Below are 25,900 nucleotides of genomic sequence, written 5' to 3'. Positions count from 1 at the left end.
CACACCTTCGGATTTCGTCGCCGTACACCGCGGATCCATCTGCCCGATGGTTGCTGTTCGTCGACAAATGCGCTGTCGGACACAGCGACTGGCGCGTCGATATGCGCGCTGGATTGCGCTACGCGATCGGCAGAGAAGTAGGGGCTCCAGGGCCCGTCAGTCGAATTCGGGCGACTCGTGCCGGGTGCGCTTGAGCTCGAAGAAGTGCGGGTAGGACGCGAAGATCACCGAGGCGTCCCACAGCTTGCCGGCCTCCTCGCCGCGCGGGATCCGGGAGAGCACCGGGCCGAAGAACGCGACACCGTTGACGTGGATGGTCGGGGTGCCGACATCGTCACCCACGGCGTCCATGCCCGCGTGGTGGCTCTTGCGCAGTGCCTCGTCGTACGTGTCGGTGGTGGCGGCTTCGGCGAGCTCGGCGGGCAGCCCGGCCTGCTCCAGCGACTTCTTGATCACATCATCGAAGTCCTTGTTGCCCTCGTTGTGGATCAGCGTGCCCATCGCGGTGTACAGCGGGGACAGCACCTCCGGCCCGTGCGCCTGCTCGGCGGCGATCGCCACCCGCACCGGACCCCAGGCCTTCTTCATCATCTCCTGGTAGTTCTCGGGCAGGTCGCGGCCTTCATTGAGCACCGCCAGGCTCATCACGTGGAAGTTGACCTCGATATCGCGGACCTTCTCGACCTCCAGGATCCAACGCGAGGTGATCCAGCACCACGGGCACAGCGGGTCGAACCAGAATCCTGCGACATCTTTGGCGGCCATACAGATGATCCTCTCGATTGCGACGGAGTCCTCTTCTCGACCGCACAACTATTGCCGCCCGGCATATGTTCCCGCCAGGGGACTAAGTTAGGCCTCGTGGCTCTTCCCAATCTGACTCGCGACCAGGCCGCCGAGCGCGCGGCGCTGGTGACCGTGGACAACTACCGCATCGAACTGGACCTCACCTCCGGCGGGCAGGAGCAAGGCGACCCGGGGAATCAACCCGGTGAACGGACCTTCCGGTCCGTGACCACCGTGACGTTCAAAGCCCTCGCCGGCGCCGAGACCTACATCGACCTCGCCGCCGACACCGTCCGCAGCGCCACCCTCAACGGCCACAGCCTCGACGTATCCGGTTATGACGAGTCCGCCGGCATCGCACTGACCGGCCTGGCCGAACACAACGAGCTCATCGTCGACGCCGACTGCCTGTACTCCAACACCGGTGAGGGCCTGCACCGGTTCGTCGACCCCGTCGACAACGAGGTGTACCTGTACTCGCAGTTCGAGACCGCCGACGCCAAGCGGATGTTCGCCTGCTTCGATCAGCCCGATCTGAAGGCCACCTTCGACGTCACGGTGAAGGCTCCCGAGCACTGGCAGGTGATCTCCAACGGCGCCACCGCATCGGTGGAGGGCGGCACCCACACCTTCGTCACCACCCCGAAGATGAGCACCTACCTGGTCGCGCTGATCGCCGGGCCGTACGCCCGCTGGGACGACGTCTACACCGATGACCACGGTGACATCCCACTGGGCATCTTCTGCCGCGCATCGCTGGCCGAGTTCATGGATGCCGACCGGTTGTTCACCGAGACCAAGCAGGGATTCGGCTTCTACCACCGCAACTTCGGCGAACCGTACGCGTTCGGCAAGTACGACCAGCTGTTCGTGCCGGAGTTCAACGCCGGCGCCATGGAGAACGCCGGCGCGGTGACCTTCCTGGAGGACTATGTCTTCCGGTCCAAGGTCACCCGCTACTCCTATGAGCGCCGCGCCGAGACCGTGCTGCACGAGATGGCGCACATGTGGTTCGGCGACCTGGTCACCATGCAGTGGTGGGACGACCTGTGGCTCAACGAGTCCTTCGCCACCTTCGCCTCGGTGCTGTGCCAGGCCGAGGCCACCGAGTACACCCAGGCGTGGACGACGTTCGCCAACGTCGAGAAGTCCTGGGCCTACCGGCAGGACCAGCTGCCGTCCACCCATCCGGTGGCCGCCGACATCCCCGACCTGCATGCGGTCGAGGTGAACTTCGACGGCATCACCTACGCCAAGGGCGCCAGCGTGCTCAAGCAGCTGGTGGCATATGTCGGCCTGGACGCGTTTCTCGCCGGGCTGCGCGACTACTTCCGCGACCATGCGTTCGGCAACGCCACCTTCGGTGACCTGCTGGGCGCGCTGGAGAAGTCCTCGGGACGCGACCTGTCGGGCTGGGGCCAGCAGTGGCTCAAGACCACCGGGCTGAACACGCTGCGGGCCGACTTCGACGTCGACGCCGACGGTAAGTTCACCCGCTTCGCGGTGCATCAGTCCGGGGCGGCGCCGGGGGCCGGGGAGACCCGCGTGCACCGGCTGGCCGTCGGCATCTACGACGAGGACGCCTCCGGCAAGCTCGTCCGGGTGCACCGCGAGGAACTCGACGTCGAGGGTGCCGCCACCGAAGTGCCTGCGCTGGAAGGCGTTTCGCGCGGCAAGTTCATCCTGGTCAACGACGACGACCTGACCTACTGCTCGTTGCGGCTGGACCCGGAATCGCTGCAGACGCTACTGACCCGGATCGCCGACATCGCCGAGCCGCTCCCCCGCACGCTGGCCTGGTCGGCGGCCTGGGAGATGACCCGCGAGGCCGAGCTGAAGGCCCGCGATTTCGTGACGCTGGTGATCTCCGGGATCCACGCCGAAAGCGAAGTCGGTGTGGCGCAACGACTGTTGCTGCAGGCGCAGACCGCGCTGGGTTCCTACGCGGACCCGCAGTGGGCCGCCGAGAACGGCTGGCCGGCCTTCGGCGACGCGCTGCTGGACCTGGCCCGCGAGTCGGCGCCCGGCTCGGATCATCAGCTGGCGTTCGTCAACGCGCTGACCACCTCGGTGCTCGCGCCCAACCACATCGCCGTGCTGTCCACGCTGCTGGACAACGAGCCCGCGGCGGTGAACCTGACCGGCCTGGTGATCGACACCGACCTGCGCTGGCGCATCGTCACCGCGCTCGCGCGGGCCGGCGTGATCGACGCCGACGGTGCCGAGACGCCGTTCATCGATACCGAGGCCGAGGGTGACCGCACCGCGGCCGGGCGGCGCAGCGCGGCGGCGGCCTCGGCCGCGCGCCCGCAGGTGGCCGTCAAGAACGCGGCCTGGCAGCAGGTGATCGAGGACGACACGCTGCCCAACATCACCACCCGCGCCATCGTCGGTGGCTTCGTGCAGCCCGGGCAGGCCGAACTGCTCGCCCGGTTCCGGGACCTGTACTTCGCCTCCATCCCGGGTGTGTGGGAGCGCCGCTCCAGCGAGGTCGCCCAGACCGTGGTGATCGGGCTGTACCCGTCGTGGGACATCAGCCAGGGCGGGCTGGACGCCGCCGATGCGTTCCTGTCCGGTCCGGATGTGCCGCCCGCGCTGCGCCGCCTGGTGCTCGAGGGTCGGGCCGGGGTGGAGCGGTCGCTGAAGGCCCGCGCCTACGACATCAGCTGACCTCCCCGCCGAGGGTGCATGTCTGCTCCCCGACACGCCGCTCGCGCACCCGAGTTATCGCACCCTCGCCGCGCATGATTTCCCGGTGGCCGTCAGCAACTCGCGCAGAGCCCGCGCCGCCCGGCGGCGCACCCGCCGCGTCAAGGCGGTCGTCAACGACCTCACCGTCGCGCAGTGGGCGGCCATCCAGGATGCCTGGGGCGGCTGCGCCTACTGTGGGGTGACGGGCAAGCCGATGCAGCGGGACTGCGTCATGGCGATCTCGCGCGGCGGGCGCTACACGATCGAGAACGTGGTGCCCGCCTGCGCGGCGTGCAACGCCAGCAAGTGCAATGACGAGGTCACCGGCTGGATGCGCCGCAAGCGTCTCGACGAGCGGCTGTTCCTGGAGCGCTACGTCGCGATTCGCGCGCAACTGGCCTGAGCGCACGTCAGGGGTCTGCCGCGCGCGGTATCCGCTCCTGGTGTGAACCTCGGCGACTGCGGCCTGAAATGCACCCGGCCCCGGTACCGAGGTACCAGGGCCGGGTGTACAGCGTCGATCAGGCCGGCGAGATCGCCGCGGACATCACGTTGACGGCGCTGACCAGGGCGTCGATCAGATTGCCCTCACGCAGCGATCCGAGCGCGGCGGACACCCCGAGCGGTGCGGCGGTTTCGGCGCCGCGACCCTTGAGTTCGGAGCCGAAGACGACCTCGATGGCCTTCTGGTTCGGCGATACGGCCAGCAACACCGCGTTGTCGGCGGTCGGCACCTTGGCCAGCAGCTCGCGGGCCGTGGCCGCGGTGTCCGCGCCGAGGTCGCCGATGAAGACCGCGAAGCGTGCCTTGGCGTAGCGCGACCCGTACTTGAGCGCGTTGTCCAGGGCGACGAGGTCCTTGATCGAGAACGGGTAGTGCACGGACAGCTCACCGGGTTCGGTGACACCGGAGATGCGGCCGCTGCTGGTCAGCGCGTAGCCGTAGGGCAGCTCCAGATCGGTGCTGGTCCTGGCGATCTCGTTGGTATGGCTACCACTTGCCACTTGCGCCACCTCCCACTGTCACGTGATGGCCGTGGCCGCCGTGGCCATGATCGGCCGGCTCGTCGGCTGCCCACAGGATCGGATCGTGGGTCCACTCGTCGCCGAGCTTGTAAGACTCCGGGTGCGGTCCCTTGTGGCGATAGGCCAGCGCGGCCAACACCAGGAAGATGACGATGGGGATCCCACCCATCAGGCCATGGGCAAGTGCTGTACTCACAAGGCAAACCTAGCGCAAGCGTCGTTCACGCCGCGCCTTCACCCAGATATCTGACCCAGGCGGGGTCGAGTTCCTTCACCGAGGACAGCAGCCGCCAGTGCTGCCCCTTGGGCGGCATCGGGGCCGACCGCAGCGACCAGCCCAGCTCGGCGAGCAGCCGGTCGGCCTTGCGGTGGTTGCACGCCGAGCAGGCCGCGACGCAGTTCTCCCAGGAGTGCTCGCCACCGCGGCTGCGCGGGATGACGTGGTCGACGGTGTCGGCCTTGCCCCCGCAGTAGGCGCACCGGAACCGGTCACGGTGCATCAGCGCGGCGCGGGTCATCGGGATACGGGCCCGGTAGGGCACCCGGACGAAGGTGCGCAGCCGGATCACCGAGGGGACGACGATGGTGCGCGTCGCGGAGTGGATGACCGGGCCGGACGGGTCGTCGTGCACGACGTCGGCCTTGCCACACATCAGCATGATCACCGCCCGACGCATCGGGAGCGCGGTCAGCGGTTCGTAGGTCGAGTTGAGCAGCAGTACCCGTCGTCGCCCCCAGACCGAGCCCTGTCCGACGGTGGGCGGTGCCTCTGCGACCTGTAGGGAACGCGCGGCAGTAGAAGCGACCACGGCCGTGGGGTACTGGTAGCCCGCTCGTCGAGCAGGGCTTTTCTTGCGCTGCGACATTCGTCCTCCGAGGACAGTCCACCACGATTTGTGATCGCTCGCACGGCTATTTCGGCGGTGTTGGCTGGTCAGTCCGGTGAACATCGGGTGACATGGCCTCTGAGCGGGGCTCGGGGCAGCCTGCGCGGACTGCGCGGACGGGATCGGGAACAATGGGTGCGGTGACCCAGCCGCAGCATTCGTTCTACGACGAAGTCGGTGGCCACGAGACGTTCACCGCGATCGTGGCCAAGTTCTACGAGCTGGTGCGCGAGGACGAGATCCTGCTCCCGCTCTACCCCGAGGACGATATCGACGGGGCCGAGGAGCGGCTGCGGCTGTTCCTGGAGCAGTACTGGGGCGGGCCGCGGACCTACTCCGATCAGCGCGGGCACCCGCGGCTGCGGATGCGGCATTCGCCGTTCCGGATCGGCTTCCTGGAGCGCGACGCCTGGCTACGCTGCATGCACACCGCGGTCGCCTCGATCGACTCGCAGACCCTTGACGACCGGCACCGCAAGGCGTTGCTGGACTACTTCCAGATGGCCGCCGACTCGATGGTGAATTCCGCGTTCTGATGAGCCGACCGAAGAGTCCCTGGTGGTCGCGGGCGGTGTTCTACCAGATCTACCCCCGGTCGTTCGCCGACAGCGACGGTGACGGCGTCGGTGATCTGGACGGCATCACCGCACGGATGGACTATCTGGACGCCCTCGGTGTGCAGGCACTGTGGCTCAACCCGGTGATGGTCTCGCCGATGGCCGATCACGGCTACGACGTGTCCGACCCGCGCGATATCGATCCGCTGTTCGGCGATCTGGCCGCACTGGACCGGTTGGTCACGGCGGCGCACGACCGCGGCATCCGGGTCACCATGGACCTGGTGCCCAATCACGTGAGCTCGGCGCATCCGTGGTTCGTCGAGGCGCTCGCCGACCCGTCGCGGCGCGACCGGTTCATCTTCCGTGCGGGCGTCGACGGCGGCCCGCCCAACAACTGGGTGTCGATCTTCGGCGGACCGGCCTGGACCCAGGTGCCGGACGGACAGTGGTATCTGCACCTGTTCGACTCGGCCCAGCCGGACCTGAACTGGGATCACCCCGAGGTCTTCGCCGATATCGAAGCGACCCTGCGGTTCTGGCTGGACCGTGGTGTCGACGGGTTCCGCATCGACGTGGCGCACGGGATGGCCAAACCGGCGGGCCTGCCCGATATGGATCTGACCGACAATCAGTTGCTGCGCAACAGGGCCGACGATCCGCGGTTCGACAACGACGCGGTGCACGACATCCACCGGTTCATCCGCCGGGTGCTCGACGACTATCCCGAGGCGGTGACCGTCGGCGAGATCTGGGTGCACGGCAACGAGCAGTTCGCGAAATACCTGCGCCCGGATGAGTTGCACCTGGGCTTCAACTTCCAGTTGGTGCAGGCCGATTTCGATGCGGTGGCGGTTCGGACGGCCATCGACAATTCACTGGCCGCGGCCGCGTTGGCCGGCGCCGCCCCGACCTGGACGCTGTCCAATCACGATGTGGTTCGCGAGGTCTCGCGCTATGGCGACGGTTCTCAGGGGCTGGCCCGGGCGCGGGCGATGGCACTGGTGAAACTGGCGCTGCCCGGATCGGTATTCGTCTACAACGGCGCGGAACTCGGACTGCCGAACGTGGATCTGCCCGACGAGGTGCTCCAAGACCCGGTCTGGGAACGCTCGGGTCGGTCCGAGCGCGGCCGCGACGGCTGCCGGGTGCCGGTCCCGTGGAGCGGATCTGCTCCCCCGTATGGGTTCTCGTCGACAGCGGACACCTGGCTGCCGATGCCGGCCGACTGGGCGCCGCTGACGGTCGAGGCGCAATCCGGTGATCCGAACTCGACGCTGGCACTGTACCGGCGGGCGATCCACCTGCGTTCCACCCGCCCGGAGTTCAGCGGTGACGGTGTCGAATGGCTCGGGCCCCAAACGTTCCGGCGTCCGGGCGGGTTGACGTGCGTGTTCAACACCGGAGACGCGCCGATACCGCTGCCGGCCGGCGAGGTATTGCTCACCTGTGGGCCACTGACGGGCGGATCGTTGCCCCCGGACACCGCCGCCTGGGTGGTGTGAATCCGACGCACTCACGTTCGGTGAGCGAGCGTCAGCGCGCCGACTTCAGCGCAGCACCAGCGCCGGATCGCCATGGCGCCGGTACACGCTGCCGAACCGGGCGTCGACCCGCAGCCACGCCGGGTGCGCGCGCACCCGGACGATCTCGTCGGTGGCCAGAACGTCGGCGTTCTGCGGAAGGAAACCCATGGCGGTCAACGCCAGGACGCACCGCATCGGGATACCTACGCTGGACTCCCCCGCGCTGACGGCCAGCACCTCCTGATCCAGCAGGGAGGCCGGCGGGCCGTGCGCGCTGCCGTGCTCCTTGGCCAAGGCGGTGCCCCGCTCGGCGAGGTCCAGGATCGCCCAGGCGGGCACGTCGTCGTAGTGGGCGAACCCGGTGTCCGGCGGCAGCGCGCCCCGCCAGGCAGAGTCCATCGCGAAGCCCGGATCGACGAAACCCGTTGCGTCCATGGCCGAGAGCGTCTGCGACAGGGTGTCGGCGCCGGCGGACAGGTCGGTGGGCCGCACCCGGCCGGCCACCACCCGACAGGCCAGCACGTCGAACCCGGTGGACACCCAGGCGACCAGCTGACCGGTACCGGTGCGTTCCCGGAACCGGATCACCGCCGCATCGTCGAGGCGTAGGGCGCGGTCGACAAACGTCGCGAGGTCGTCGCGGTGGGCGGGATTGTCGAGCCAGAGGCCACGCTCGGGGGCGGTCACCGCTTGTACCGCTCCAGGTACTCCCGGTGGTGCGGCAGCAACCGCACCAGCTTCTGCTCGCCGATGTTGAACGCCACCAGCTGGGTCTCGCCGATGACCGCGGGCTTGGAGTCCGGGTCGGCACCGGCCGAGCGCACCTCGTAGCCGAGGTTGAAGTCCACCGTCCGCAGCCGGCTCACCCAGATGGTCACCTGCAGAGGCGAATCCATCAACCGGACCTGCCCCTTGTACTTGACGTTGACCTCGGCGATCAGCAGGCCGATGGTGTCGATGTCGTTGACGAAGGGCTCGTGCAGGAAGGGCACCCGGGCCTCTTCCAGGATGGTCACCATCGTGGCGTGATTGACGTGCTGGTACATGTCGATGTCCGACCATCGCACCGGCACCGATGTGACGAAACGCTCAGCCACTTGTCCCCGTTCCCGAAGTCCTTGTCATGCTGCGGATCTGACGGGCGGCCACCGACAGCGTTGCGAGATCGCGTTGCCCCTCGGACTGGATCTCGTCCAGTGTGCGCTGCGCGCGGTCCACCCGGGAGCTGTTGGTCAGCTCCCACTCCTCGATCTTCTGCTCACCGGTCTCATCCGGCTCACCGACCGCCAACACATCGAAGCACAGTGCGCGCAGCGAGCCGTAGATGTCATCCCGGATGGCCAGCCGCGCCAGCGAGTGCCAGCGGTCATCGCGTTCCAGCCCGGAGATCGCGGTCAGCAGACCGTCGATACCGAGGTGATCCATCAACGCGAAGTAGGTGTCGGCCACCTCGACGGCGTCCCGGTCGGCGATGTCGGCGATGTCGATGACGTCGAGCAGGCTGTACCGGTACAGGCCGTTGGCCACCGTGTAGGCCAGCTCCTTCGAGACCCCCTGGGCCTCGAACTCGCCGGATTCCTTTGCCACGATGGCCTTGTCGTCACCGCGCAGCCATTGCGGCATCAGCGGGGTCAGTGCGGCGACCTGATCGGCGAACCGGTTGATCTCGGCACCGACGGCCAGCGGCTGTGGGCGGTAGTTGACCAGCCAGCGTCCCGCCCGGTCGATCAGCCGGCGCAGATCCAGCGTCATCCGGTCGGTCACCGCGGTGGGCAACCCGTTGATACCGGCCACCTTGATGTCCCGCCACACCTCGCCGACCTTGAATATAGCGTCGGTGGCCGCGTAGGCACGCACCGCGTCGACCGGCCCGACGCCGGTGTCCTCGGTCATCCGGTAGGCGTAGGTGATGCCGCTGGTGTCCACCAGATCGTTGACCAGCATGGTGGTTACGATCTCGCGGCGCAGTTGGTGTGAGCGGATCTCACCGACGAACCGGTCACGCAGTTCGACCGGGAAGTACTGCGGGATGCGGGCCGCGAACACCTCCTGATCGGGCAGGTCGGTGCGCAGCACCTCGTCCTTGAGGGCCAGCTTGACGTGCGCCATCAAGGTGGCCAGCTCCGGTGAGGTCAACCCGATGCCGATCTCGCGGCGACGCAGGATCTCCTTCTCCGAGGGCAGCGCCTCCAGTTCGCGGTTGAGGCCGCGCTGGGTGACGAACTCGCGGATCTGGCGGGCGTGCACCGCCAGCAGGCTCGCCGCATTGGCCCGGCTGGTGCCCATCAGATCGTTCTGATCGATGTTGTCGGCCAATACGAGTCGGCCGACCTCGTCGGTCATCGACATCAGCAGTTCGGTGCGCTCATCGGCGCTCACCTTGCCCGAGGTCACCAGCGAGTCCACCAGGATCTTGATGTTGACCTCGTGGTCGGAGCAGTCCACCCCGGCCGAGTTGTCCAGCGCGTCGGTGTTGATCCGGCCACCGGCGAGGTTGAACTCGATGCGACCGCGCTGGGTGACGCCGAGGTTGCCGCCCTCGCCGACCACCTTGACGCGCAACTGGTTTCCGTTGACCCGCACGGCCTCGTTGGCACGGTCGCCGACATCGGCGTCGGACTCGGTCTCGGCCTTGACGTAGGTACCGATACCGCCGTTCCAGAACAGATCGACCGGGGCCAGCAGGACCGCCTTCATCAGCGCGGGCGGGGTCATCTCCTCGATCCCGTCGGGCAGGCCGAGGACCCGGCGCACCTGCGGGCTGATCGGGATGGACTTCTGGGCGCGGCTGAACACGCCACCCCCCTCGCTGATCAGCGAGGTGTCGTAGTCGGCCCAGCTGGATCGCGGCAGCGCGAACATCCGCTCCCGCTCGGCCCACGAGGCGGCCGGATCCGGGTCGGGGTCCAGGAAGATGTCGCGGTGGTCGAAGGCGGCCACCAGCCGGATGTGCTTGGACAGCAACATGCCGTTGCCGAACACGTCACCGCTCATGTCACCGACGCCGACGACGGTGAAGTCCTGCGACTGGGTGTCCACCCCGATCTCGCGGAAATGGCGCTTCACCGACTCCCACGCGCCCTTGGCGGTGATGCCCATCGCCTTGTGGTCGTAGCCGACCGAACCGCCCGAGGCGAACGCGTCACCGAGCCAGAACCCGTAAGACTTGGCCACATCGTTGGCGATGTCGGAGAACGTCGCGGTGCCCTTGTCCGCGGCCACCACCAGATAGGCATCGTCACCGTCACGGCGCACCACTCCGGCCGGGGTGATCACCGCACCGGTGGACTTGTCGACGTTGTCGGTCAGGTCGAGCAGACCGGAGATGAACAACCGGTAGCAGGCCACGCCCTCGGCGCGGGTGGCGTCGCGGTCGACGGCGGCATCCCCGGTCGGCAGCGGCGGCGATTTGACGACGAACCCGCCCTTGGCGCCGACCGGGACGATGACGGCGTTCTTGACCGCCTGCGCCTTGACCAGACCGAGGATCTCGGTGCGGAAGTCCTCCCGGCGGTCCGACCACCGCAATCCGCCGCGGGCGACGAACCCGAATCGCAGATGCACACCCTCGACCCGGGGTGAGTAGACGAAGATCTCGAATCTCGGCCTGGGCAGCGGCAACTCGTCGATCAGACCCGGATTGAGTTTGAACGACAACACATCCTGGGCGCGCGCCGAATCGGGTGAGCCGACGAAGTAGTTGGTGCGCAGCGTGGCCTGCACCAGGCCGGCGAAGGCCCGCAGCACCCGGTCGGTGTCGAGGCTGACCAGCGCATCGATATCGGCGGCGACGGCGGCCGCGGCAGCCTGGGCGTCCAGCGTCCGGCCCGAATCGGCCAGGTCGGCCTCCGGGGTGAACAGGGCCTCGAACAACTCGACGAGCGACCGGGCGGTGCTCGGGTTGCTGTTGAGCACACCCTCGACGAAGGTCTGGCTGTACGGGAATCCGGCCTGGCGCAGGTACTTTGCGTACCCGCGCAGGATGGTGACCTGCTGCCAGGTGAGTCCGGCGCGCAGCACCAATTCGTTGAAATGGTCGATCTCGGCACGGCCGTGCCAGATGGCGGTCACGGTGTCGGCAAAACGGCGCGCGACGTCCTCGACCTGAGTGTCCGGGGTGGTCGGGATGGACTGGTGCGGGGACACCCGGAACTGGTAGATCCACACCGGCAGCCCATCGGGGCGGGTCACTGTGAACGGGCGCTCCTCGAGCACCACGACACCCATGCACTGCAGCATGGGCAGCAGCTCCGACAGCGAAGCCGAGCGTCCGCCCAGGTACCAGGTCAGCCAGTCGACCCGGTCCTCGCCGCCGTCACGGAACACCAGCTTGACCGAGTTGTCCTCGAGTTCTTCGATGATCGAGATGTCGCCGATGGCGTCCTGCGGCGTGAACGCCTGCTTGTAGACCTCGGAGAAGGCGGTCGCATAGTGCTCGGCGACGCCCTGGGCGATCGATCCGGACTTGACCGCGCCGATCAGCCGGTCGGCCCACGTGCGGGCGGCTTCGGTGAGCAGGTTCTGGATACGGTCTTCGTTCTCGGAGGAGGCATCGATGTCCGAGCGCTGCGACCCGTCGGGCATCTTGACGGTGAAGTGCACGACGGCCCACGGTGATTCACTGACCCGCGCGGCGTAATCGATACTGGCGCCGCCGAGTTCGCGAACCAGGATGTCCTGCATCGCCAGCCGTACCGCGGTGGTGTAGCGGTCGCGCGGCAGGTACACCAGGGCCGAGACGAAGTGCCCCAGCTGGTCGGCGCGCAGGAACAGCAGGGTGCGCCGCAGCGAGCCGAGATCGACGACGGCGCGCGCCATCTCCATCAGGTCCGGGGTGTGCAGCGCGAACAGCTCCGAGCGTGGGATGGTCTGGATGACGTCGAGCATCAGCTGGCCGGGGTGGCTCGGATCCGAATGCGACTGCGCCATCACCTCATCGACGCGCCGCGAGATCAGCGGGATCTCAAGGACGTTGGCGTTCATCGCGGCCACCGTGAACAGGCCGACGAAGCGATGCTCGATCGCCTGGCTGGATGACGGGCCTGCCGGGTTCTCCCGGACCACCACGATGTAGGGGTAGGCGCCGTAGCGCACGAAGCTGGGCATGGTGGCCTGGGCGAGCACCAGCAGGTCGTCGGCCTCGGTCAGCTGCGGCAGCACGTCGGTGCGCAGCTTGAGCACACCGAGGCGGCTGGCCGGATCCACGGTCGCCTGCCCGTTGTGCACGGCGCAGCGCTGATAGCCCAGCAGCACGAAGTGACCGTCACCGAGCCAATGCAGCAGGGCGGCGACATCACGGCGGTCGGGACCCAGGAAATGGCCGGCGTGATCGGAGTCCAGCGCGTTGGCCAACCCGATCAGGGTCGCGTTCAGCGCGGCCGAGTCGGTGGCCACCTCGCGGGCGTCGGCCAGCACCGAGGGCAGCAGCGCGGCGACCCGCGCGACGGCGTCGGGATCGGCCGTCGGGGCCAGCCGGACATGCACCCACATCTCGTCGATCCCGTCGGCGGGTGCCTCCGGGTCGCCGGCGGGGGCCAGTGCCACCAGGGTGCCGTCGGCGCTGCGATCCGCCCGCAGCACCGGGTTCATCACCCCGGCGTAGGCGACGCCGAGACGGTGCAGCAGCACCGTCACCGAGTCCATCAGCATCGCGCTGTGGTCGGTCACCACCTGGACGGCCGGGCCGAACCCACTCGGGTCGTCGGCCGGGTGGATGGCGACCAGCGTTTCCCCCGGGCTGCGGCGGTGGCCGAGTGTGACGTGTGCGGCCAACAGCTCCGGGGAGACCAGCTTCGGCGCACCGCGGACGATCGGAGCCGTGATCGCGGTATCGGCCGCGGGCGCATCACCGTAGGGGCCGTGGTGGGTCTCGGTGTAGGCGTCGGTCAGCCGCGCCAGGGCGTCCTGGCCCAGCTGCAACTGCTCCGTGGTTCCGGGATTCACCGTCATGGGCGAAGGCTCCTCACTGAGACTTCTCGGATCGAACTCTGCCCTGCGGGCACACACATGAGCGACCCTATCGCCACGGCGCGGCCTTTGGTCGGAGGCCCACAGTTTCAACCCCGCCAGAACGACGAAATGGTCGCCGGACGTCACTATCCGGCAACCATTTCGTTGTTTTCGGTACTTGTAACCGAGGTTTTCAGTCGCGGGTCAGCTTGCGGTGGGTGACCCGGTGCGGGCGGGCCGCCTCGGCGCCCAGACGCTGGATCTTGTTCTCCTCGTAGGCACCGAAGTTGCCCTCGAACCAGAACCACTTCGCCTCGTTGTCGCTGTCGCCCTCCCAGGCCAGAATGTGCGTGCAGGTGCGGTCCAGGAACCAGCGGTCGTGCGAGATCACCACCGCGCAGCCCGGGAACTGCTCCAGCGCGTTCTCCAGCGAGGACAGCGTCTCGACGTCGAGGTCGTTGGTCGGCTCGTCGAGCAGGATCAGGTTGCCACCCTCCTTGAGGGTGAGCGCGAGGTTCAACCGGTTTCGTTCACCACCGGACAGCACACCCGCGGGCTTCTGCTGATCCGGGCCCTTGAACCCGAACGCGGACACGTAGGCCCGTGAGGGGATCTCGTTCTGCCCGACTTCGATGTAGTCCAGCCCGTCGGACACGACCTCCCAGACGTTCTTCTTGGGGTCGATGCCGGCGCGACTCTGGTCGACATAGCTCAGCTTGACCGTCTCGCCGACCTTGACCTCACCGCTGTCGGGTGCCTCCAGGCCGACGATGGTCTTGAACAGGGTCGTCTTGCCGACGCCGTTGGGGCCGATGACCCCGACGATGCCGTTGCGCGGCAACGTGAACGACAGGTCCTTGATGAGGATGCGGCCGTCGAAGCCCTTGTCCAGGTGGCTGACCTCGACGACGGTGTTGCCCAGCCGCGGCGGAGCCGGGATCTGGATCTCCTCGAAGTCGAGCTTGCGGGTCTTCTCGGCCTCGGCGACCATCTCCTCGTAGCGGTCCAGGCGGGCCTTGTTCTTGGCCTGCCTGGCCTTGGCACCGGAGCGCACCCAGGCCAGTTCCTCCTTGAGGCGCTTCTGCAGCTTCTGGTCCTTCTTGCCCTGGACCTCCAGGCGCTCGGCCTTCTTCTCCAGGTAGGTCGAGTAGTTGCCCTCGTACGGGTAGGCCCGGCCACGGTCGAGTTCCAGGATCCACTCGGCCACGTTGTCCAGGAAGTAACGGTCGTGGGTGACCGCCAGGATGGCGCCCTTGTAGTCGGCGAGGTGCTGCTCCAGCCACAGCACGCTCTCGGCGTCGAGGTGGTTGGTGGGCTCGTCGAGCAGCAGCAGATCCGGCTTGGACAGCAGCAGCTTGCACAGCGCGACACGGCGCTTCTCGCCACCGGACAGGTGGGTGACCGGCTCGTCCGGCGGCGGGCAGCGCAGCGCGTCCATGGCCTGCTCCAGCTGCGAGTCGATGTCCCACGCGTCGGCCGCGTCGAGCTCCTCCTGCAGCTGGCCCATCTCCTCCATGAGCTCGTCGGTGTAGTCGGTCGCCATCAGCTCGGCGACCTCGTTGTACCGGTTCAGCTTGGCCTTGATGGCGACGCCCGCCTCGACGTTCTCCCGGACCGTCTTGGTCTCGTCGAGCTCGGGTTCCTGCATCAGGATTCCGACCGTCGCTCCGGGCTGGAGGAAGGCGTCGCCATTGTTGGGCTGGTCGATGCCGGCCATGATCTTGAGGACGCTCGACTTGCCGGCGCCGTTGGGCCCGACGACACCGATCTTGGCTCCCGGGAGGAAGTTCAGGAAGACGTCGTCAAGGATGACCTTGTCGCCATGCGCCTTGCGTACCTTGCGCATTGTGTAGATGAATTCGGCCATGCCGTCGTCGTGCCTTTCGTCTGGCTGCAGATCGCGTAAAACTCGCGTCCCATCCTAGGCACCGGCCGAACACCCGGTTACGCCGACAGTGTGAGCTCCTGTTCGGTGGGTTGCACGGACGCCACATCGTCGTCGGATCCGTCGTCGCGGGATGCCGGCTCCTCGACGCGACGGGTGCGCTCCAGCTTGGCACGGCAGCGCGACAGGTCCGGGCCCACCGCATGGGCCTTGACCTCGACGCGGGACCGGTGGTTGCCCTCCTTGTCGTCGTATTCGTTGGTGTAGATCTCGCCGATCACCACCACCGGGTCCCCCTTGTAGAGCACGCTGCTGATTCCTTCGGCGACCTTGCCCCAGCAGTTGACGCTGAGGTACAGGGTGTTGCCGTTCTCCCAGTCGCCGTCGGGCGTGCGGCGACGCGAATTGCTGGCCACCCGGAAGTGGACGTAGTCCTGTTCGCCGACACGACGCGCGACGGGATCGGTGACGACGGTGCCGACGACGGAAAACGGGGTCTCGAACATTGCGGTGCCTTTCGGTCAGTTGATACGACGCCGGCTGCGGGGACTTCCTGCCACCGGTCTGTGCCCATTGACCGTCCGGACGCCGACGGGTCACCCGCGCCGAGGCCGTCCGGGCTGCCCGCCTGTGGATGAAATGGCAACTGTGCACACAGCCCGCCACCGGCTCGTAGGAGAGCCCATCACCCACCCGGGCGACGTCTTGAGCCATGATCGACGGTGTGGCACACGAGGGCAGCACAGTGATCGGAGGCGCGCGATGACCATGCCGCAACGCCTCACCGATCGCTATGAGCTGGGCGAACTGCTCGGTTTCGGCGGCATGTCGGAGGTGCACCGGGCCCGCGATGTCCGGTTGCACCGCGACGTGGCGATCAAGATCCTGCGTGCCGATCTGGCCCGCGACCCGAACTTCTCCCAGCGGTTCCGGCGTGAGGCTCGGCACACCGCCGCGCTGAACCATCCGTCGATCGTCGCGGTATACGACACCGGCGAGGCGCAGACGCCGACCGGCAGGCTCCCGTTCCTGGTGATGGAGTACGTCGACGGCGTCACCGTCGGCCAGCTGATCCAGCAGCACGGCGCGCTGCCGGCCAAGCAGGCCATCTCGATCATCGACGGGGTGTGCACGGCGCTGGAGTTCAGCCACGGCCGGGGCATCGTGCATCGCGACATCAAGCCGGCCAACATCATGCTCACCCCGAGTGGCGCGGTGAAGGTGATGGACTTCGGGATCGCCCGGTCCATGAACGCCACCACCGGCGACCGGCTGACCGCGACCTCCGCCGTCGTCGGGACCGCCGCGTACTTCTCCCCCGAGCAGGCCCGCGGCCAGCAGGTCGACGCCCGCACCGATGTGTACTCGCTCGGATGCGTGCTCTACGAGATGCTCACCGGTCAGGCCCCGTTCACCGGTGACACCCCGCTGTCGGTGGCGTATCAGCACGTCCGCGAACGCCCGGTCGCACCCTCGAAACGCCATGCCGGCATCACCCCCGAACTCGACGCGGTGGTGCTCACCGCGCTGGCCAAGAAGCCGGAGAAGCGCTACCAGAGCGCGGCGGAGATGCAGGCAGATCTGCGCCGGGTCGGGGCGGGCACCGCCCCACTGGCACCGGCTCCCGCAGCGGGCGAGACCGATGAGACCGCGCCCGTCGCCGGCCCGCACACGCTGACGTTGCCCGCGCAGCGTCCGCGCACCCGGTCGCGACGATGGGCGATTGCGGGGGCACTTGCCGCGGTGCTCGCACTGGTGGTCGGCGGTATCTATGCCGTCGGCGCGATGAACCGGATCCCGGTGCCCGACGTGCGGGGACTCGACCGCGCGGCCGCGGTCAGCCAGCTGCAGGACAGCGGCCTGAATCCCACGGTGGACACCATGCCGGACGGCTCGGTGCAGGCCGGTCAGGTGATAAGCACGGATCCGGCGGCGGGTTCGTCGATCTCGGAGGGCGGCGACATCACCGTCAACGTGTCGACCGGACCAGAGCAGCGCCGCGTGCCCGACGTCGCATCGATGTCCTACGAGGAAGCAGTGGACGCGTTGCGCGAGGCCGGGTTCGAGCAGGTGCGGCGCCGACCGCAGGCGTCCTCGGCCGAACAGCTCGACCGGGTCATCGGCACCGAACCGACCGCCGGTCAGGACTCCGCGACCAGCAACGAGATCGTCATCCTGGTCGGGTCCGGGCCGTCGTCGCGGCCGCTGCCCGATGTCATCGGACAGCCCGTCGAGCAGGCCACCCAGAACCTGAACACCGCCGGTTTCACCACCATCCTGCGGGCCGACGCCGACAGCGAGCTGCCGATCGGCCAGGTGGCCGAGACAGACCCGCCCCCGGGGACCTCGGTGGCCACCGACGCGCCCGTCACGCTGAAGGTCTCCCGGGGCAACCAGTTCCCGATGCCGGACCTGACGGGGCTGTTCTACAACGATGCGCAGCTGCAGCTGAGGGCGCTCGGTCATACCGGCCCGTTCCTCAAGGGCCCCGACGTCGACGCCGGCGGGAACAACCGGGCGCGGGTGGTGCGCCAGGATCCGGCGCCGGGCACCGGGGTGAATCGCGACGGCACCATCACGGTCAGCTACGGCAGCTGAGGACTCACCCGCGAGAGTGACGTTTCGGCGGTCACCAGCACGCTGCAACCGCCGAAGCGTCACTCTCGACAACGGCTATGTGGTCTTGTTGCGGTCCTCGATCTGCGCGAGCTTGGCAAGCATGTTGTTGTAGGCGGCCAGCTCGGCGTCCTCATCGCGGTCGGCGGCGCGGTCCAGCCGCTTCGCGGCACGGTTGTCGCTGCGCCGCCATTGGACCAACAGCGCCAGCATCACCAACACCAGCGGGACCTCGCCCGCCGACCACGCGATGCCGCCGCCGAGTTTCTGGTCGGCGAGCAGATCGGTGTGCCACGGCAGCTGCAGTGAGCGATAGAAGTCGCCGGCCAGCACGGTGTTCATCCCCATCAGCACCACCCCGAAGAAGGCGTGCAGCGGCAGGGACCCGAACACCATCGCCAGCTTGCCCAGCGGCGGGATCGGCCGCGGTGTCGGGTCGACACCGATGACCACCCAGTAGAAGAGATAGCCACTGAGCAGGAAGTGCAGGTTCATCGCCAGGTGTGCGCCGTGGCTGTCGGCGGCCGCGCCGAAGATGCCGCCGAAATACAGCCCGTAGAAGCCGGCCACGAAGATCGCGGTCGCCACGATCGGATTGGTGAGGAACTGTGACACCCGGCTGTGCAGCGCGGCCAGCAGCCACTCGCGCGGGCCGGGTGGACGCTCTCTGCCGGCCGTCGGCAACGCCCGCAGCGCCAGCGTCACCGGCGCTCCGAGTACCAGCAGCACCGGCACCAGCATCGAGAGCAGCATGTGCGCCGCCATGTGCATGCTGAACATGGCCGGCATGTAGCGGCCCAGGCCCGATGACGTGGCGAACAACAGCGCCGCGCAGCCCAGCAACCAGGCGATGATCCGGCCCGTCGGCCACGCGTCGCCACGCCGGCGCAGCCGCACCACCCCGGCGAGATAGATCGCGGCGAACACGACCGCGGCGGTGCCGAAGATCAGATCGAAGCGCCACTCGAACAGGACCCGCGCCAGCGTCGGCGGGCCCGACAGGTCGTAACCGATGGCGACCTCGGTGATCGAGGGCAGCCGCTCCGGTGGCGGGGGCGGGGTCCGGCCCAGCGCCACCGCGAGACCGAAGGCGACCCCGAAGACCAGCGATTCGACGAAGGCCAGCCGTACCAGCGCGCGCCGGTCGGTCGGGTCGGCCGCCAGCGCGGTGACGCTGCTGCGCCGCTGCAGCCAACCCAGCGCGCCGAGCACCACCAGTGCTGTCGCCTTGCCGATCAGCAGCCACCCATAGGTCTGGGTGAACAGGTCGGCGGGGCTGATGCGGACCAGCGCATTGCCGATGCCGGACAGCGCCATGGCGGCGAAGCACCACAGCGCGATCGCGGAGAACCGCCGCGCGGCCACGTCGATGTGCTCCCCACCGCGGACCGCCAGCGCCCACAGCGCCAGCAGTCCGCCGGCCCACACCACGCCGGCGATCAGGTGGATGAGCAGGCTGTTGGTGGCGATGTCATGGCTGCCACCGGAGGACGAGTGCCCGGTCAGGGCGAGGGGCAGCAGGGTGAGCAGCGATCCGGCCAGCAACACCGGCGTCCAGGACCACCGCAGTACCGGGATGCTGACGACGGTCACGATGGCCGCCAGCAGGGCCGTCCAGCGCCAGGTGCCGGCGGTCTCGACCATGCTGGCCACGGTCCAGACGTCGAGCGGGTTGAGTCGGTCGCTCAGCGGGGCGCCGGTGATGTCGGAGACCGTCAGCGGCACCAGCAGTACGGCGCACACCGTCCAGACGCCGGAGGCGACGGTGCCGGTGCGCAACGCCCGGTAGCCGGCCACGTCGAGCACCCCGGTGCGTTGCGGCGGGACCAGGAACGCGGCCATCAGGAAGGAGCCGACGGCGACGGCGGCGGCGATCTCGCCGGCGGCGCGGACGAAGGGCAGCCCGTAGGTGGTGGCCGGGCCGGGATCGGGCAGGCCGGTGGCGGCCAGTGCGTCGACGAGCGACAGGCCGCCGACGCCTGCGGCGACCGCTCCGGCCAGCAGCGCGACGCCCCACAGCGTCGGCCACACGGTGGCTGCGCGCACCGGCGGCGCGACGGTAGTCATGCCGTCCAGGGTATGTGGGCGCCTCAGCCGGCCGCGGGGCGGCGTAACTCCCGCTCACGTTTGCGGTACTGACTGAACGCCGTCTTCTCCACGGTGTTCAGGTCGGCCAGGATGCCGCGGATCTCCCGCAGGAACGCCTCGCGCCGTTCGGACAGGTCCGGCGCGCGACGCAGCAGGTTCTGATCGGCGACCACCTGGCGGGCGGTCGCGAACAGCAGCGCCGATACCGACTCGGCGCTGCGCACCTTGCCCTGGGCGACGTGCTGGCGGCCCACCCCGAGGGCGAGCTTGGTCAGGTCGGGTTCGGCGATCTCGGCCGAGGCGTCACGCAGCACATCGGCCACGATCTCGTAGGCCTCGAAGAACGGGCGCAGCATCGCGGCACCGAGCAGCGGCTGCTTGATGCGCAGCAGCTCCAGGATCGACTCCGGGCCCTGCGCGATGCGTTCCTCCCAGCCCTGCACCCACGACATCTCCCGCGTCACGTTCTCCCGGAAAGCGGCCGAGTCGGCGAAGTAGAACTCGAACTTGAGCAGGTCGCGCAGCCGCAGCACCTGCGACCAGAACGCGTCCAGCCAATCCGAGCCTGCGGTGGCCGCGTGCGCCAGCGCCAGCTCGATGATCGAGGTCTCCAGGAAGGCGTAGATGATCGAGTTGCGGTAGAACGCCGCCTCGTGTTCGTTCTCCGGGGCGATCCGCCACACCGGTTCGCGGCCACCGTCGACCCGGGTGACCGGGTGACCGCCCGAGAGCGCGTCCACCGCGGCCCGCACCCCCTCCTTGGTGCGCAGCCGCAGCACGCTGTTGGTCATCGGGATCTGGCGGCGTTCGAGGTAATCCAGCGAGTCGGCGAAGGTGTGGTGCAGCTGGTCGACGGTCAGCGCCACCCCACGCGAGGCGAGCAGCAGGGCCGACACCAACCCGGTGGCGTTGACCGGGGTGACCTGCACGATGCGCCAGGCCACCTCGAAGGCCATCTTCTGCATGGCCAGGCGTTTGGCGTCCTGATCCGCAGCGATCGGCCCGTTGGGTTCACCCAGGTACTGGCGCATCGACACCGCTTCGGGGAAGCGGACGTAGATCTTGCCGTAGTTGCGTTCGCCCTGGGCCTTGATGAAGTTGTAGAGCCAGCTGAAGCTTTCCGGGGTCTTCTCTCCGCCGCGGGCGTACTCGGCGTACTCGGCGGTCTCGTGGAGCTGGTCGAAGCTGATGGAGACCGGCTGCAGCAGGATGTCCTCGCTGCGGCCGTCGAGGTAGGCGTCGGCGACGTAGGACAGCAGACCGAGTTTGGGCGGCAACATCTTTCCGGTGCGTGACCGGGTGCCCTCGATGGACCAGTTGAGGTTGAACCGCTTCTCGACGATGTAGCCGACGAACTGGCGCAGCACGTACTTGTAGAGCGGGTCGTCGAGCTTGCGGCGCAGGAAGATGACGCCGGAGTGCCGGAAGATCGGACCCATGAACCCGAAGGACAGGTTGATCCCGGCGAAGGTGTGCACCGGTGGTAACCGGTTCTCCTGCATGGCAACCGGGACGATCACGCCGTCGAGGTAGGAGCGGTGCGAGAACAGCAGGACGGCCGGATGGACCTCCAGCGACCCCCGCATGGCCTCGATCTCGGTGCGGTCGTAGTCGATGTGCGGGTCGAAGCCGCGACTGAAGATGGCCCGGCCGAGGGTGGGGATCAGGTCGACGGAGAACCGGCTCCACCCGGTGGACAGCTCATCGAGCATCTCACCGGCCTTCTCCACGGTGGCGCCGGGAATCTGGTCCAGCCCCTCCCGGAACCGCGCCGACGCCAACATCTCCGGTTTGACCAGCCGGGGTGACTTGTACTCGGGCCCGAGCAGCCGCAGTTCCACCCGCTCGATCGCCAGGATCGCCCGCCGGATGACGAAACGCGCGAATTCGCGGGGGTTTTCGGCGGTGGTGGTGTCCTGCCACTGTTGGTGCAGCTCGGAGACCTTGGCCGGCTCGCCGGCGACCACCCGGGCCCGCGCGGGGTCTCTGCGCAGGATGCGGCGCTGCAGCAGTTCGGGCGGGCGATAGGTGTCGCGACCGGAGATCAGCGACACCACCTTGGACCGGGTCGGCAGCCCGCCCGGTACCCAGAAGATGCGTACTGGCACCACCGACCGGTCCGGGTCGGCGGAGAGCAGCTCGACCAGCCGGGCCATCACGGTGGCCGGCGGATCGTCGGAATGGTCGGGCAGCAGCAGGACCTCGACGCGCGCCTCGGGCCGTTCGCGGTGCTGTTGGGCCAACCAGTCGTCGAGCAGTTGTTGCTCGGCGGGTGAGCCGACCGCGGCCAACACCAGGGTGTCACCGGTCGGGCTGAAGCTGGCGAAGTCCTCAGCGACCGGCTTCACTGGCGTCCTTCCCGTGGTGGTAGATGGCGTGGTCCGGCAGATCACCGACGGGCCAGTTCCGCAGGGTGTCGAGATAGAGCGCGCGCACCTCGTCGATGCGCTCGGACAGGTTGTCGTGGGTCCAGTCGTCGATGGGGATCGGCGGGAACACCGCGACGTCGACCTTGCCGGCGCTGAAGGTGCTGGAATCGCGGGCGGCGATGACTTCGGCATTGCGGATGACGATCGGCACGATGGGGATGCCGGCGGCCATCGCGATACGGAACGGCCCCTTCTTGAACGGCCCCACCTCGGTGGTGTCCAGCCGGGTCCCCTCGGGGGCGATCATGATGGAAAGGCCCTTGCGCGCAAGCTCTTCGACCTTCTGCAGGCCTTCCACCGCCGACTGGGTGTCCTCACGGTCGATGAAGGCGGCGTCCATCACCTTGCCCAGCGGGCCCATCAGCGGGTTCTTCTCCAGCTCCTTCTTGCCGACACTGGTGAAGTCGACGCCGACCAGCCGCCCGGCGATGAACGGGTCGGCTTGGTTGCGGTGGTTGAAGATGAAGACCGCCGGCCGCTGCGCGGTCAGATTCTCGCGCCCGAGCACGTTAAGCTCGATGCCGGTGGTCAACATCAGCAGCTTGCTCCAGTTGGACGTGAAGAAGTTGACGCCGATCCGTTTGTTGCGGGTGAGCAGGCCGACACCGATGGCACCGGCGGCCACCGTCGGAATGGTGGCCAGGCTGGCCAGGGTGCGCAGTTGAGAGATCGGACTGCTGCCGCTGCGGCTGCTGAACTTCAGGATCGGCCAGCCGCGTTTGGCGGCCACCGCGGCCAGCTTGCCGGCCGGATTGGTCGGGCGCGGGTTGCCGACCAGATACATCAGCGCGACGTCCTCGTCGCCGTCGGCGTAGAAGTAGCTCTTGGACAGGTCCACGCCGTTCTCGGCCGAAAACTTCTGCACCGCATGGGCTTTGCCGGGACCCCAGATGATCGGTTCGGCGACCTCCCCGGTGATGAGACCGTCCTCGTCGGCGATGAACTTGTTGCTCAGGATGTTGTCGATGCCCAGGAACCGGGCGACGGGCTCGACCTGCACGGTCAGGGCCGACGAACTGAGCACCACGGTGTGCCCGCGGGCCTGGTGTGCGCGCACCAGGGCGCGCATCTCCGGGTAGATGCGGTTGCGGACATGCTGGACGAACAGCCGCTCCCCCAGCTCGTCGAGGTCGCTGAGCGAGTTCCCGTGCAGCATGCGGGCGCCCTTGCCGATCAGGTCCTCGAATTCCGATCGGCCCAGCTGATGGTTGATGCCGGCCTGCACCATGCCGATGAACTCGCCTGCGCTCATCTGCCGCCGGCGCAACCGGTCCTGGGTCATCAGTACGCCGGTGAAGCCGGCCACCAGGGTTCCGTCCAGATCGAAAAACGCGCCGACCTCCGGGCCCGGCGGGCTGGCCTCGATCTCGGCGACGGTGCCCGGCAGCCGCATGACCTTGGACTCGCCGTCGGCGGGACTCATTGCGCTGCACTCCCATTCGAGGATATGTCATCGGGCACGGTGAACGACGCGGCCACGGTCCGGCCATCGCCGCCGAGCGCCAGGATCTCGTCGAACCCCCGGACCAGGCTGCGCTGCCACAACTCGTCGTCGCTGAAGGCGGCCCGGTCATACCGTGTGGTGACGGTGACGTACCCGCCGCGCGATACCAGCACCGTCATCATCGCCACCCCGGGCAGTGGCCCGAGTCCGTAGTGCCGCAGTACCTTTGCCCCCGCGATGAAGGTATCGCCGGGGTAGACGGGCACATTGGAGGCTTGCACGTCGGAGTTGACCACCGACCCGGCGACCGACTCCAGCACGGCATCCGGCAGGAAGCTGGCGATCGGCGCGATGGATCCCACCATGTCGATGGCGCGTTCCTCACGCTTGCTCGTCATCTGCGAGCGGATGGCCTTGATCCGTCGCTGCGGGTCGGCGATTCCGATGGGTGCGGCGAGATTGATTCCGGCGAAGCGGTTTCCGCCGGCCGGGTCGTCATCGGATCGCAGGTTCACCGGTACCGCCATCGGCAGCGTGTCGATCGGCATGCCCTTGGCGACGTGGTAGTGCCGCAGTGCCCCGCACAGGCCGGCCAGGTAGACGTCGTTGATCGAGCCGCCCGCCGCCTTGGCGGCCTGGTGCAACTCGGAGAAGACGATGTCGATCGCCTCGCTGCGGGAGTTCAGGCTGCGCCGGCGCAGCAGCGGCGAGTGATCGGCCACCGGCCGGGACACCCGGGTGGTCGACAGCGCGTAGTCGACGACACCGCTGACCGCCGACGCGGGATCACGCACCACATTGGTGACCGCCTGTACCGCCCCACCGACGAGACCCAGCACGCTGTTGGTGATCTTCATCGGCATCCGGTTGATGCCCAGCTTCATCAGGTCGGCCGACGACAGATCCTGCGGGATCGGCAGCGGCGCAAGGGCGCCGAGCTCCACATCGCGTTCCAGGTTGTAGATATGGGCGAACATCTCGACGGTGCCGACCCCGTCGGCGACGGCGTGGCTCAGGTGCAGGATGGTCGCGGCGCGGCCGTCGGCGAGGCCCTCGACCAGGGTGGCGTTCCACAGCGGACGGGTGATGTCCATCGGCGACTGCAGGTAGATCTCGGCGAGGTCGAGGACCTCGCGCAGGCCACCCGGCTCCGGGACCCGGACCCGTCGTACGTGGAAATCGAGGTTGAAGTCGGGATCGACCACCCAGCGCGGCGATGCCGTCGGCAGCGTCGGCATCACGACCTTCTGCCGCAGCCGGAGCACCTTGCGCGACGCCTGTTCGAACACAGCGCGGAACCGTTCCCAATCGGGGGTGGTGTCAAGAAGTTCGACGCCCATGATCCCCGAGCGCGTCCGCGGATTCGCCTCGCCCCGGTGCAGTAGCGTGTCGACGCCGTTCAACTTCTGGGGCAGCCCCGCCGCGTCCAACGGCACTCTGCTCATCGCGCGAACTCTCCTCCTGATAACGCCGCTTGTGCAGCGTCCACGCTAGTCGGCGCGGCGTGGGCGTGACGCCCCTTTCGTGGGGAGCGCCGAAGCTCACAGGCTTCAGGCAGAAGCTCGCGTTTTGCCGGGTGGGTCCGGCAGATCGCGGAATGCCGCAGCCTCCAGGATGCGCTTGTGCTGACCGTTCTTGGTCGGGGTGGTCCGGAGATTGACCGACGCGCCGTGGTCGGTGGGCTGGATCTAGTAGCACTCGTCGGTGTCGGGGCAGTAGATGCAGATGGCGTCGACGGCGGTCTTGTCCATGGGCGTGTTGTGCACGCCGTGACGGTCGGTCCAATTCGAACTCAGTTTCAAGGTGACCATCCCCCGCCGCATCGCCCGGTATTTGACCTGAATGCGGTGGAATGCGCCCGCTGAGTAAGCGACAAGGTCGAACGGCGCATGCTCGGTGGCTGGGATGAGAACGTCAAAGCCCTTGAAGACCAGATCGGCGTACGCCTTCGCGACACCGAGGTCGCCTTTGTCCTTGGTGTGGTGTCGAGCCATCGGCCGCCCATCCGTCAGCGCTG

19 protein-coding genes are annotated in these 25,900 nt (G+C 68.0%); 5 read left to right on the top strand and 14 right to left on the bottom strand.

Features of this window, described 5'->3' with window-relative positions:
• Window positions 1-156 precede the first annotated feature (156 nt).
• Entirely contained in the window at window positions 157-765 is a 609-nt protein-coding gene (locus tag BST17_RS11220; RefSeq protein WP_083057897.1) for a mycothiol-dependent nitroreductase Rv2466c family protein, read from the bottom strand.
• 96 nt (window positions 766-861) lie between these two features.
• Between BST17_RS11220 and pepN the strand changes: the two genes are divergently transcribed.
• Window positions 862-3,456: an aminopeptidase N gene (gene pepN / locus BST17_RS11215; protein ID WP_083057896.1), complete on the top strand. Its 2,595-nt coding sequence runs from the start codon at window positions 862-864 to the stop codon at window positions 3,454-3,456.
• A gap of 85 nt (window positions 3,457-3,541) precedes the next feature.
• Entirely contained in the window at window positions 3,542-3,880 is a 339-nt protein-coding gene (locus BST17_RS11210; RefSeq protein ID WP_083057894.1) for an HNH endonuclease, read from the top strand.
• A gap of 118 nt (window positions 3,881-3,998) precedes the next feature.
• Here BST17_RS11210 and BST17_RS11205 read toward each other — a convergent pair whose 3' ends face one another.
• Genes BST17_RS11205 through BST17_RS11195 form a run of 3 tightly spaced genes read right to left on the bottom strand, consistent with a single transcriptional unit; the run spans window position 3,999 to window position 5,368 of the window.
• The gene (locus tag BST17_RS11205) at window positions 3,999-4,481 is read right to left on the bottom strand and encodes a DUF5130 domain-containing protein (protein WP_083057893.1); all 483 of its coding nucleotides are present in this window, start codon (window positions 4,479-4,481) and stop codon (window positions 3,999-4,001) included.
• Window positions 4,468-4,671, bottom strand: a complete 204-nt coding sequence (gene ctaJ / locus BST17_RS11200) for an aa3-type cytochrome oxidase subunit CtaJ (RefSeq protein WP_083057891.1) — start codon at window positions 4,669-4,671, stop codon at window positions 4,468-4,470. The genes BST17_RS11205 and ctaJ overlap by 14 nt, the downstream gene beginning before the upstream one ends.
• Window positions 4,672-4,723: 52 nt before the next feature.
• Window positions 4,724-5,368, bottom strand: coding sequence for an HNH endonuclease (locus tag BST17_RS11195; protein ID WP_083057889.1), 645 nt, complete (start codon window positions 5,366-5,368; stop codon window positions 4,724-4,726).
• A gap of 152 nt (window positions 5,369-5,520) precedes the next feature.
• Here BST17_RS11195 and BST17_RS11190 point away from each other — a divergent pair, with 152 nt between their 5' ends.
• Window positions 5,521-5,925, top strand: coding sequence for a globin (locus BST17_RS11190; protein WP_083057888.1), 405 nt, complete (start codon window positions 5,521-5,523; stop codon window positions 5,923-5,925).
• On the top strand, window positions 5,925-7,451 hold the full coding sequence (locus BST17_RS11185; RefSeq protein ID WP_083057886.1) for an alpha-amylase family glycosyl hydrolase: 1,527 nt from the start codon (window positions 5,925-5,927) through the stop codon (window positions 7,449-7,451). The genes BST17_RS11190 and BST17_RS11185 overlap by 1 nt, the downstream gene beginning before the upstream one ends.
• A gap of 45 nt (window positions 7,452-7,496) precedes the next feature.
• Here BST17_RS11185 and BST17_RS11180 read toward each other — a convergent pair whose 3' ends face one another.
• The 5 genes from BST17_RS11180 to ssb all read right to left on the bottom strand — a co-directional run bounded on the left by BST17_RS11180 (window position 7,497) and on the right by ssb (window position 15,812).
• Window positions 7,497-8,159 carry a DUF8010 domain-containing protein gene (locus tag BST17_RS11180; RefSeq protein ID WP_083057885.1) on the bottom strand — a complete coding sequence of 221 codons (663 nt, stop codon included), beginning with the start codon at window positions 8,157-8,159 and terminating at the stop codon, window positions 7,497-7,499.
• A complete protein-coding gene (locus tag BST17_RS11175; RefSeq protein WP_083057883.1) occupies window positions 8,156-8,569 on the bottom strand; it encodes an acyl-CoA thioesterase in 414 nt (137 codons plus the stop codon). The genes BST17_RS11180 and BST17_RS11175 overlap by 4 nt, the downstream gene beginning before the upstream one ends.
• Window positions 8,562-13,421, bottom strand: coding sequence for an NAD-glutamate dehydrogenase (locus BST17_RS11170; protein ID WP_083057882.1), 4,860 nt, complete (start codon window positions 13,419-13,421; stop codon window positions 8,562-8,564). The genes BST17_RS11175 and BST17_RS11170 overlap by 8 nt, the downstream gene beginning before the upstream one ends.
• 193 nt (window positions 13,422-13,614) lie before the next feature.
• Window positions 13,615-15,288 (bottom strand): energy-dependent translational throttle protein EttA, encoded by a 1,674-nt coding sequence (gene ettA, locus BST17_RS11165; protein ID WP_083057880.1) that lies wholly within the window; start codon window positions 15,286-15,288, stop codon window positions 13,615-13,617.
• 77 nt (window positions 15,289-15,365) lie between these two features.
• A complete protein-coding gene (gene ssb, locus BST17_RS11160; RefSeq protein ID WP_083057878.1) occupies window positions 15,366-15,812 on the bottom strand; it encodes a single-stranded DNA-binding protein in 447 nt (148 codons plus the stop codon).
• Window positions 15,813-16,068: 256 nt separating this feature from the next.
• On the opposite strand from ssb, the gene pknB reads away from it, so the two are divergent.
• A complete protein-coding gene (gene pknB / locus BST17_RS11155) occupies window positions 16,069-17,904 on the top strand; it encodes a Stk1 family PASTA domain-containing Ser/Thr kinase (protein ID WP_083057877.1) in 1,836 nt (611 codons plus the stop codon).
• Window positions 17,905-17,979: 75 nt separating this feature from the next.
• Here the strand turns inward: pknB and BST17_RS11150 are convergent, their stop codons facing one another.
• The 5 genes from BST17_RS11150 to BST17_RS11130 all read right to left on the bottom strand — a co-directional run bounded on the left by BST17_RS11150 (window position 17,980) and on the right by BST17_RS11130 (window position 25,877).
• On the bottom strand, window positions 17,980-19,989 hold the full coding sequence (locus BST17_RS11150) for a bifunctional copper resistance protein CopD/cytochrome c oxidase assembly protein (protein ID WP_083057875.1): 2,010 nt from the start codon (window positions 19,987-19,989) through the stop codon (window positions 17,980-17,982).
• Between the two features lie 23 nt (window positions 19,990-20,012).
• Complete coding sequence (locus tag BST17_RS11145) at window positions 20,013-22,358, bottom strand: glycerol-3-phosphate 1-O-acyltransferase (protein WP_083057874.1); 2,346 nt, start codon at window positions 22,356-22,358, stop codon at window positions 20,013-20,015.
• Entirely contained in the window at window positions 22,342-23,862 is a 1,521-nt protein-coding gene (locus BST17_RS11140; protein ID WP_083057872.1) for an HAD-IB family hydrolase/lysophospholipid acyltransferase family protein, read from the bottom strand. Before BST17_RS11140 ends, BST17_RS11145 begins: the two co-directional genes overlap by 17 nt.
• Entirely contained in the window at window positions 23,859-25,328 is a 1,470-nt protein-coding gene (locus tag BST17_RS11135) for a wax ester/triacylglycerol synthase family O-acyltransferase (RefSeq protein WP_083057871.1), read from the bottom strand. Before BST17_RS11135 ends, BST17_RS11140 begins: the two co-directional genes overlap by 4 nt.
• 243 nt (window positions 25,329-25,571) lie before the next feature.
• Window positions 25,572-25,877, bottom strand: a complete 306-nt coding sequence (locus BST17_RS11130; protein ID WP_234807627.1) for a group I intron-associated PD-(D/E)XK endonuclease — start codon at window positions 25,875-25,877, stop codon at window positions 25,572-25,574.
• Window positions 25,878-25,900: the final 23 nt, after the last annotated feature.

The organism is Mycolicibacterium bacteremicum (assembly GCF_002086115.1).
Taxonomy (GTDB): Bacteria; Actinomycetota; Actinomycetes; order Mycobacteriales; family Mycobacteriaceae; genus Mycobacterium; species Mycobacterium bacteremicum.
This window is presented reverse-complemented; position numbering and strand designations above follow the sequence as displayed.

Excerpts from the sequence above, each read along its gene's own strand:
- BST17_RS11185 (WP_083057886.1), top strand. The coding sequence starts at position 5,925 with ATGAGCCGACCGAAGAGTCCCTGGTGGTCGCGGGCGGTGTTCTACCAG.
- ettA (WP_083057880.1), bottom strand. The coding sequence starts at position 15,288 with ATGGCCGAATTCATCTACACAATGCGCAAGGTACGCAAGGCGCATGGC.
- pknB (WP_083057877.1), top strand. The coding sequence starts at position 16,069 with ATGACCATGCCGCAACGCCTCACCGATCGCTATGAGCTGGGCGAACTG.
- BST17_RS11195 (WP_083057889.1), bottom strand. The coding sequence starts at position 5,368 with ATGTCGCAGCGCAAGAAAAGCCCTGCTCGACGAGCGGGCTACCAGTAC.
- ssb (WP_083057878.1), bottom strand. The coding sequence starts at position 15,812 with ATGTTCGAGACCCCGTTTTCCGTCGTCGGCACCGTCGTCACCGATCCC.
- BST17_RS11140 (WP_083057872.1), bottom strand. The coding sequence starts at position 23,862 with ATGAGTCCCGCCGACGGCGAGTCCAAGGTCATGCGGCTGCCGGGCACC.
- BST17_RS11190 (WP_083057888.1), top strand. The coding sequence starts at position 5,521 with ATGGGTGCGGTGACCCAGCCGCAGCATTCGTTCTACGACGAAGTCGGT.
- BST17_RS11220 (WP_083057897.1), bottom strand. The coding sequence starts at position 765 with ATGGCCGCCAAAGATGTCGCAGGATTCTGGTTCGACCCGCTGTGCCCG.
- BST17_RS11130 (WP_234807627.1), bottom strand. The coding sequence starts at position 25,877 with ATGGCTCGACACCACACCAAGGACAAAGGCGACCTCGGTGTCGCGAAG.
- BST17_RS11135 (WP_083057871.1), bottom strand. The coding sequence starts at position 25,328 with ATGAGCAGAGTGCCGTTGGACGCGGCGGGGCTGCCCCAGAAGTTGAAC.
- BST17_RS11170 (WP_083057882.1), bottom strand. The coding sequence starts at position 13,421 with ATGACGGTGAATCCCGGAACCACGGAGCAGTTGCAGCTGGGCCAGGAC.
- ctaJ (WP_083057891.1), bottom strand. The coding sequence starts at position 4,671 with ATGGGTGGGATCCCCATCGTCATCTTCCTGGTGTTGGCCGCGCTGGCC.
- BST17_RS11150 (WP_083057875.1), bottom strand. The coding sequence starts at position 19,989 with ATGACTACCGTCGCGCCGCCGGTGCGCGCAGCCACCGTGTGGCCGACG.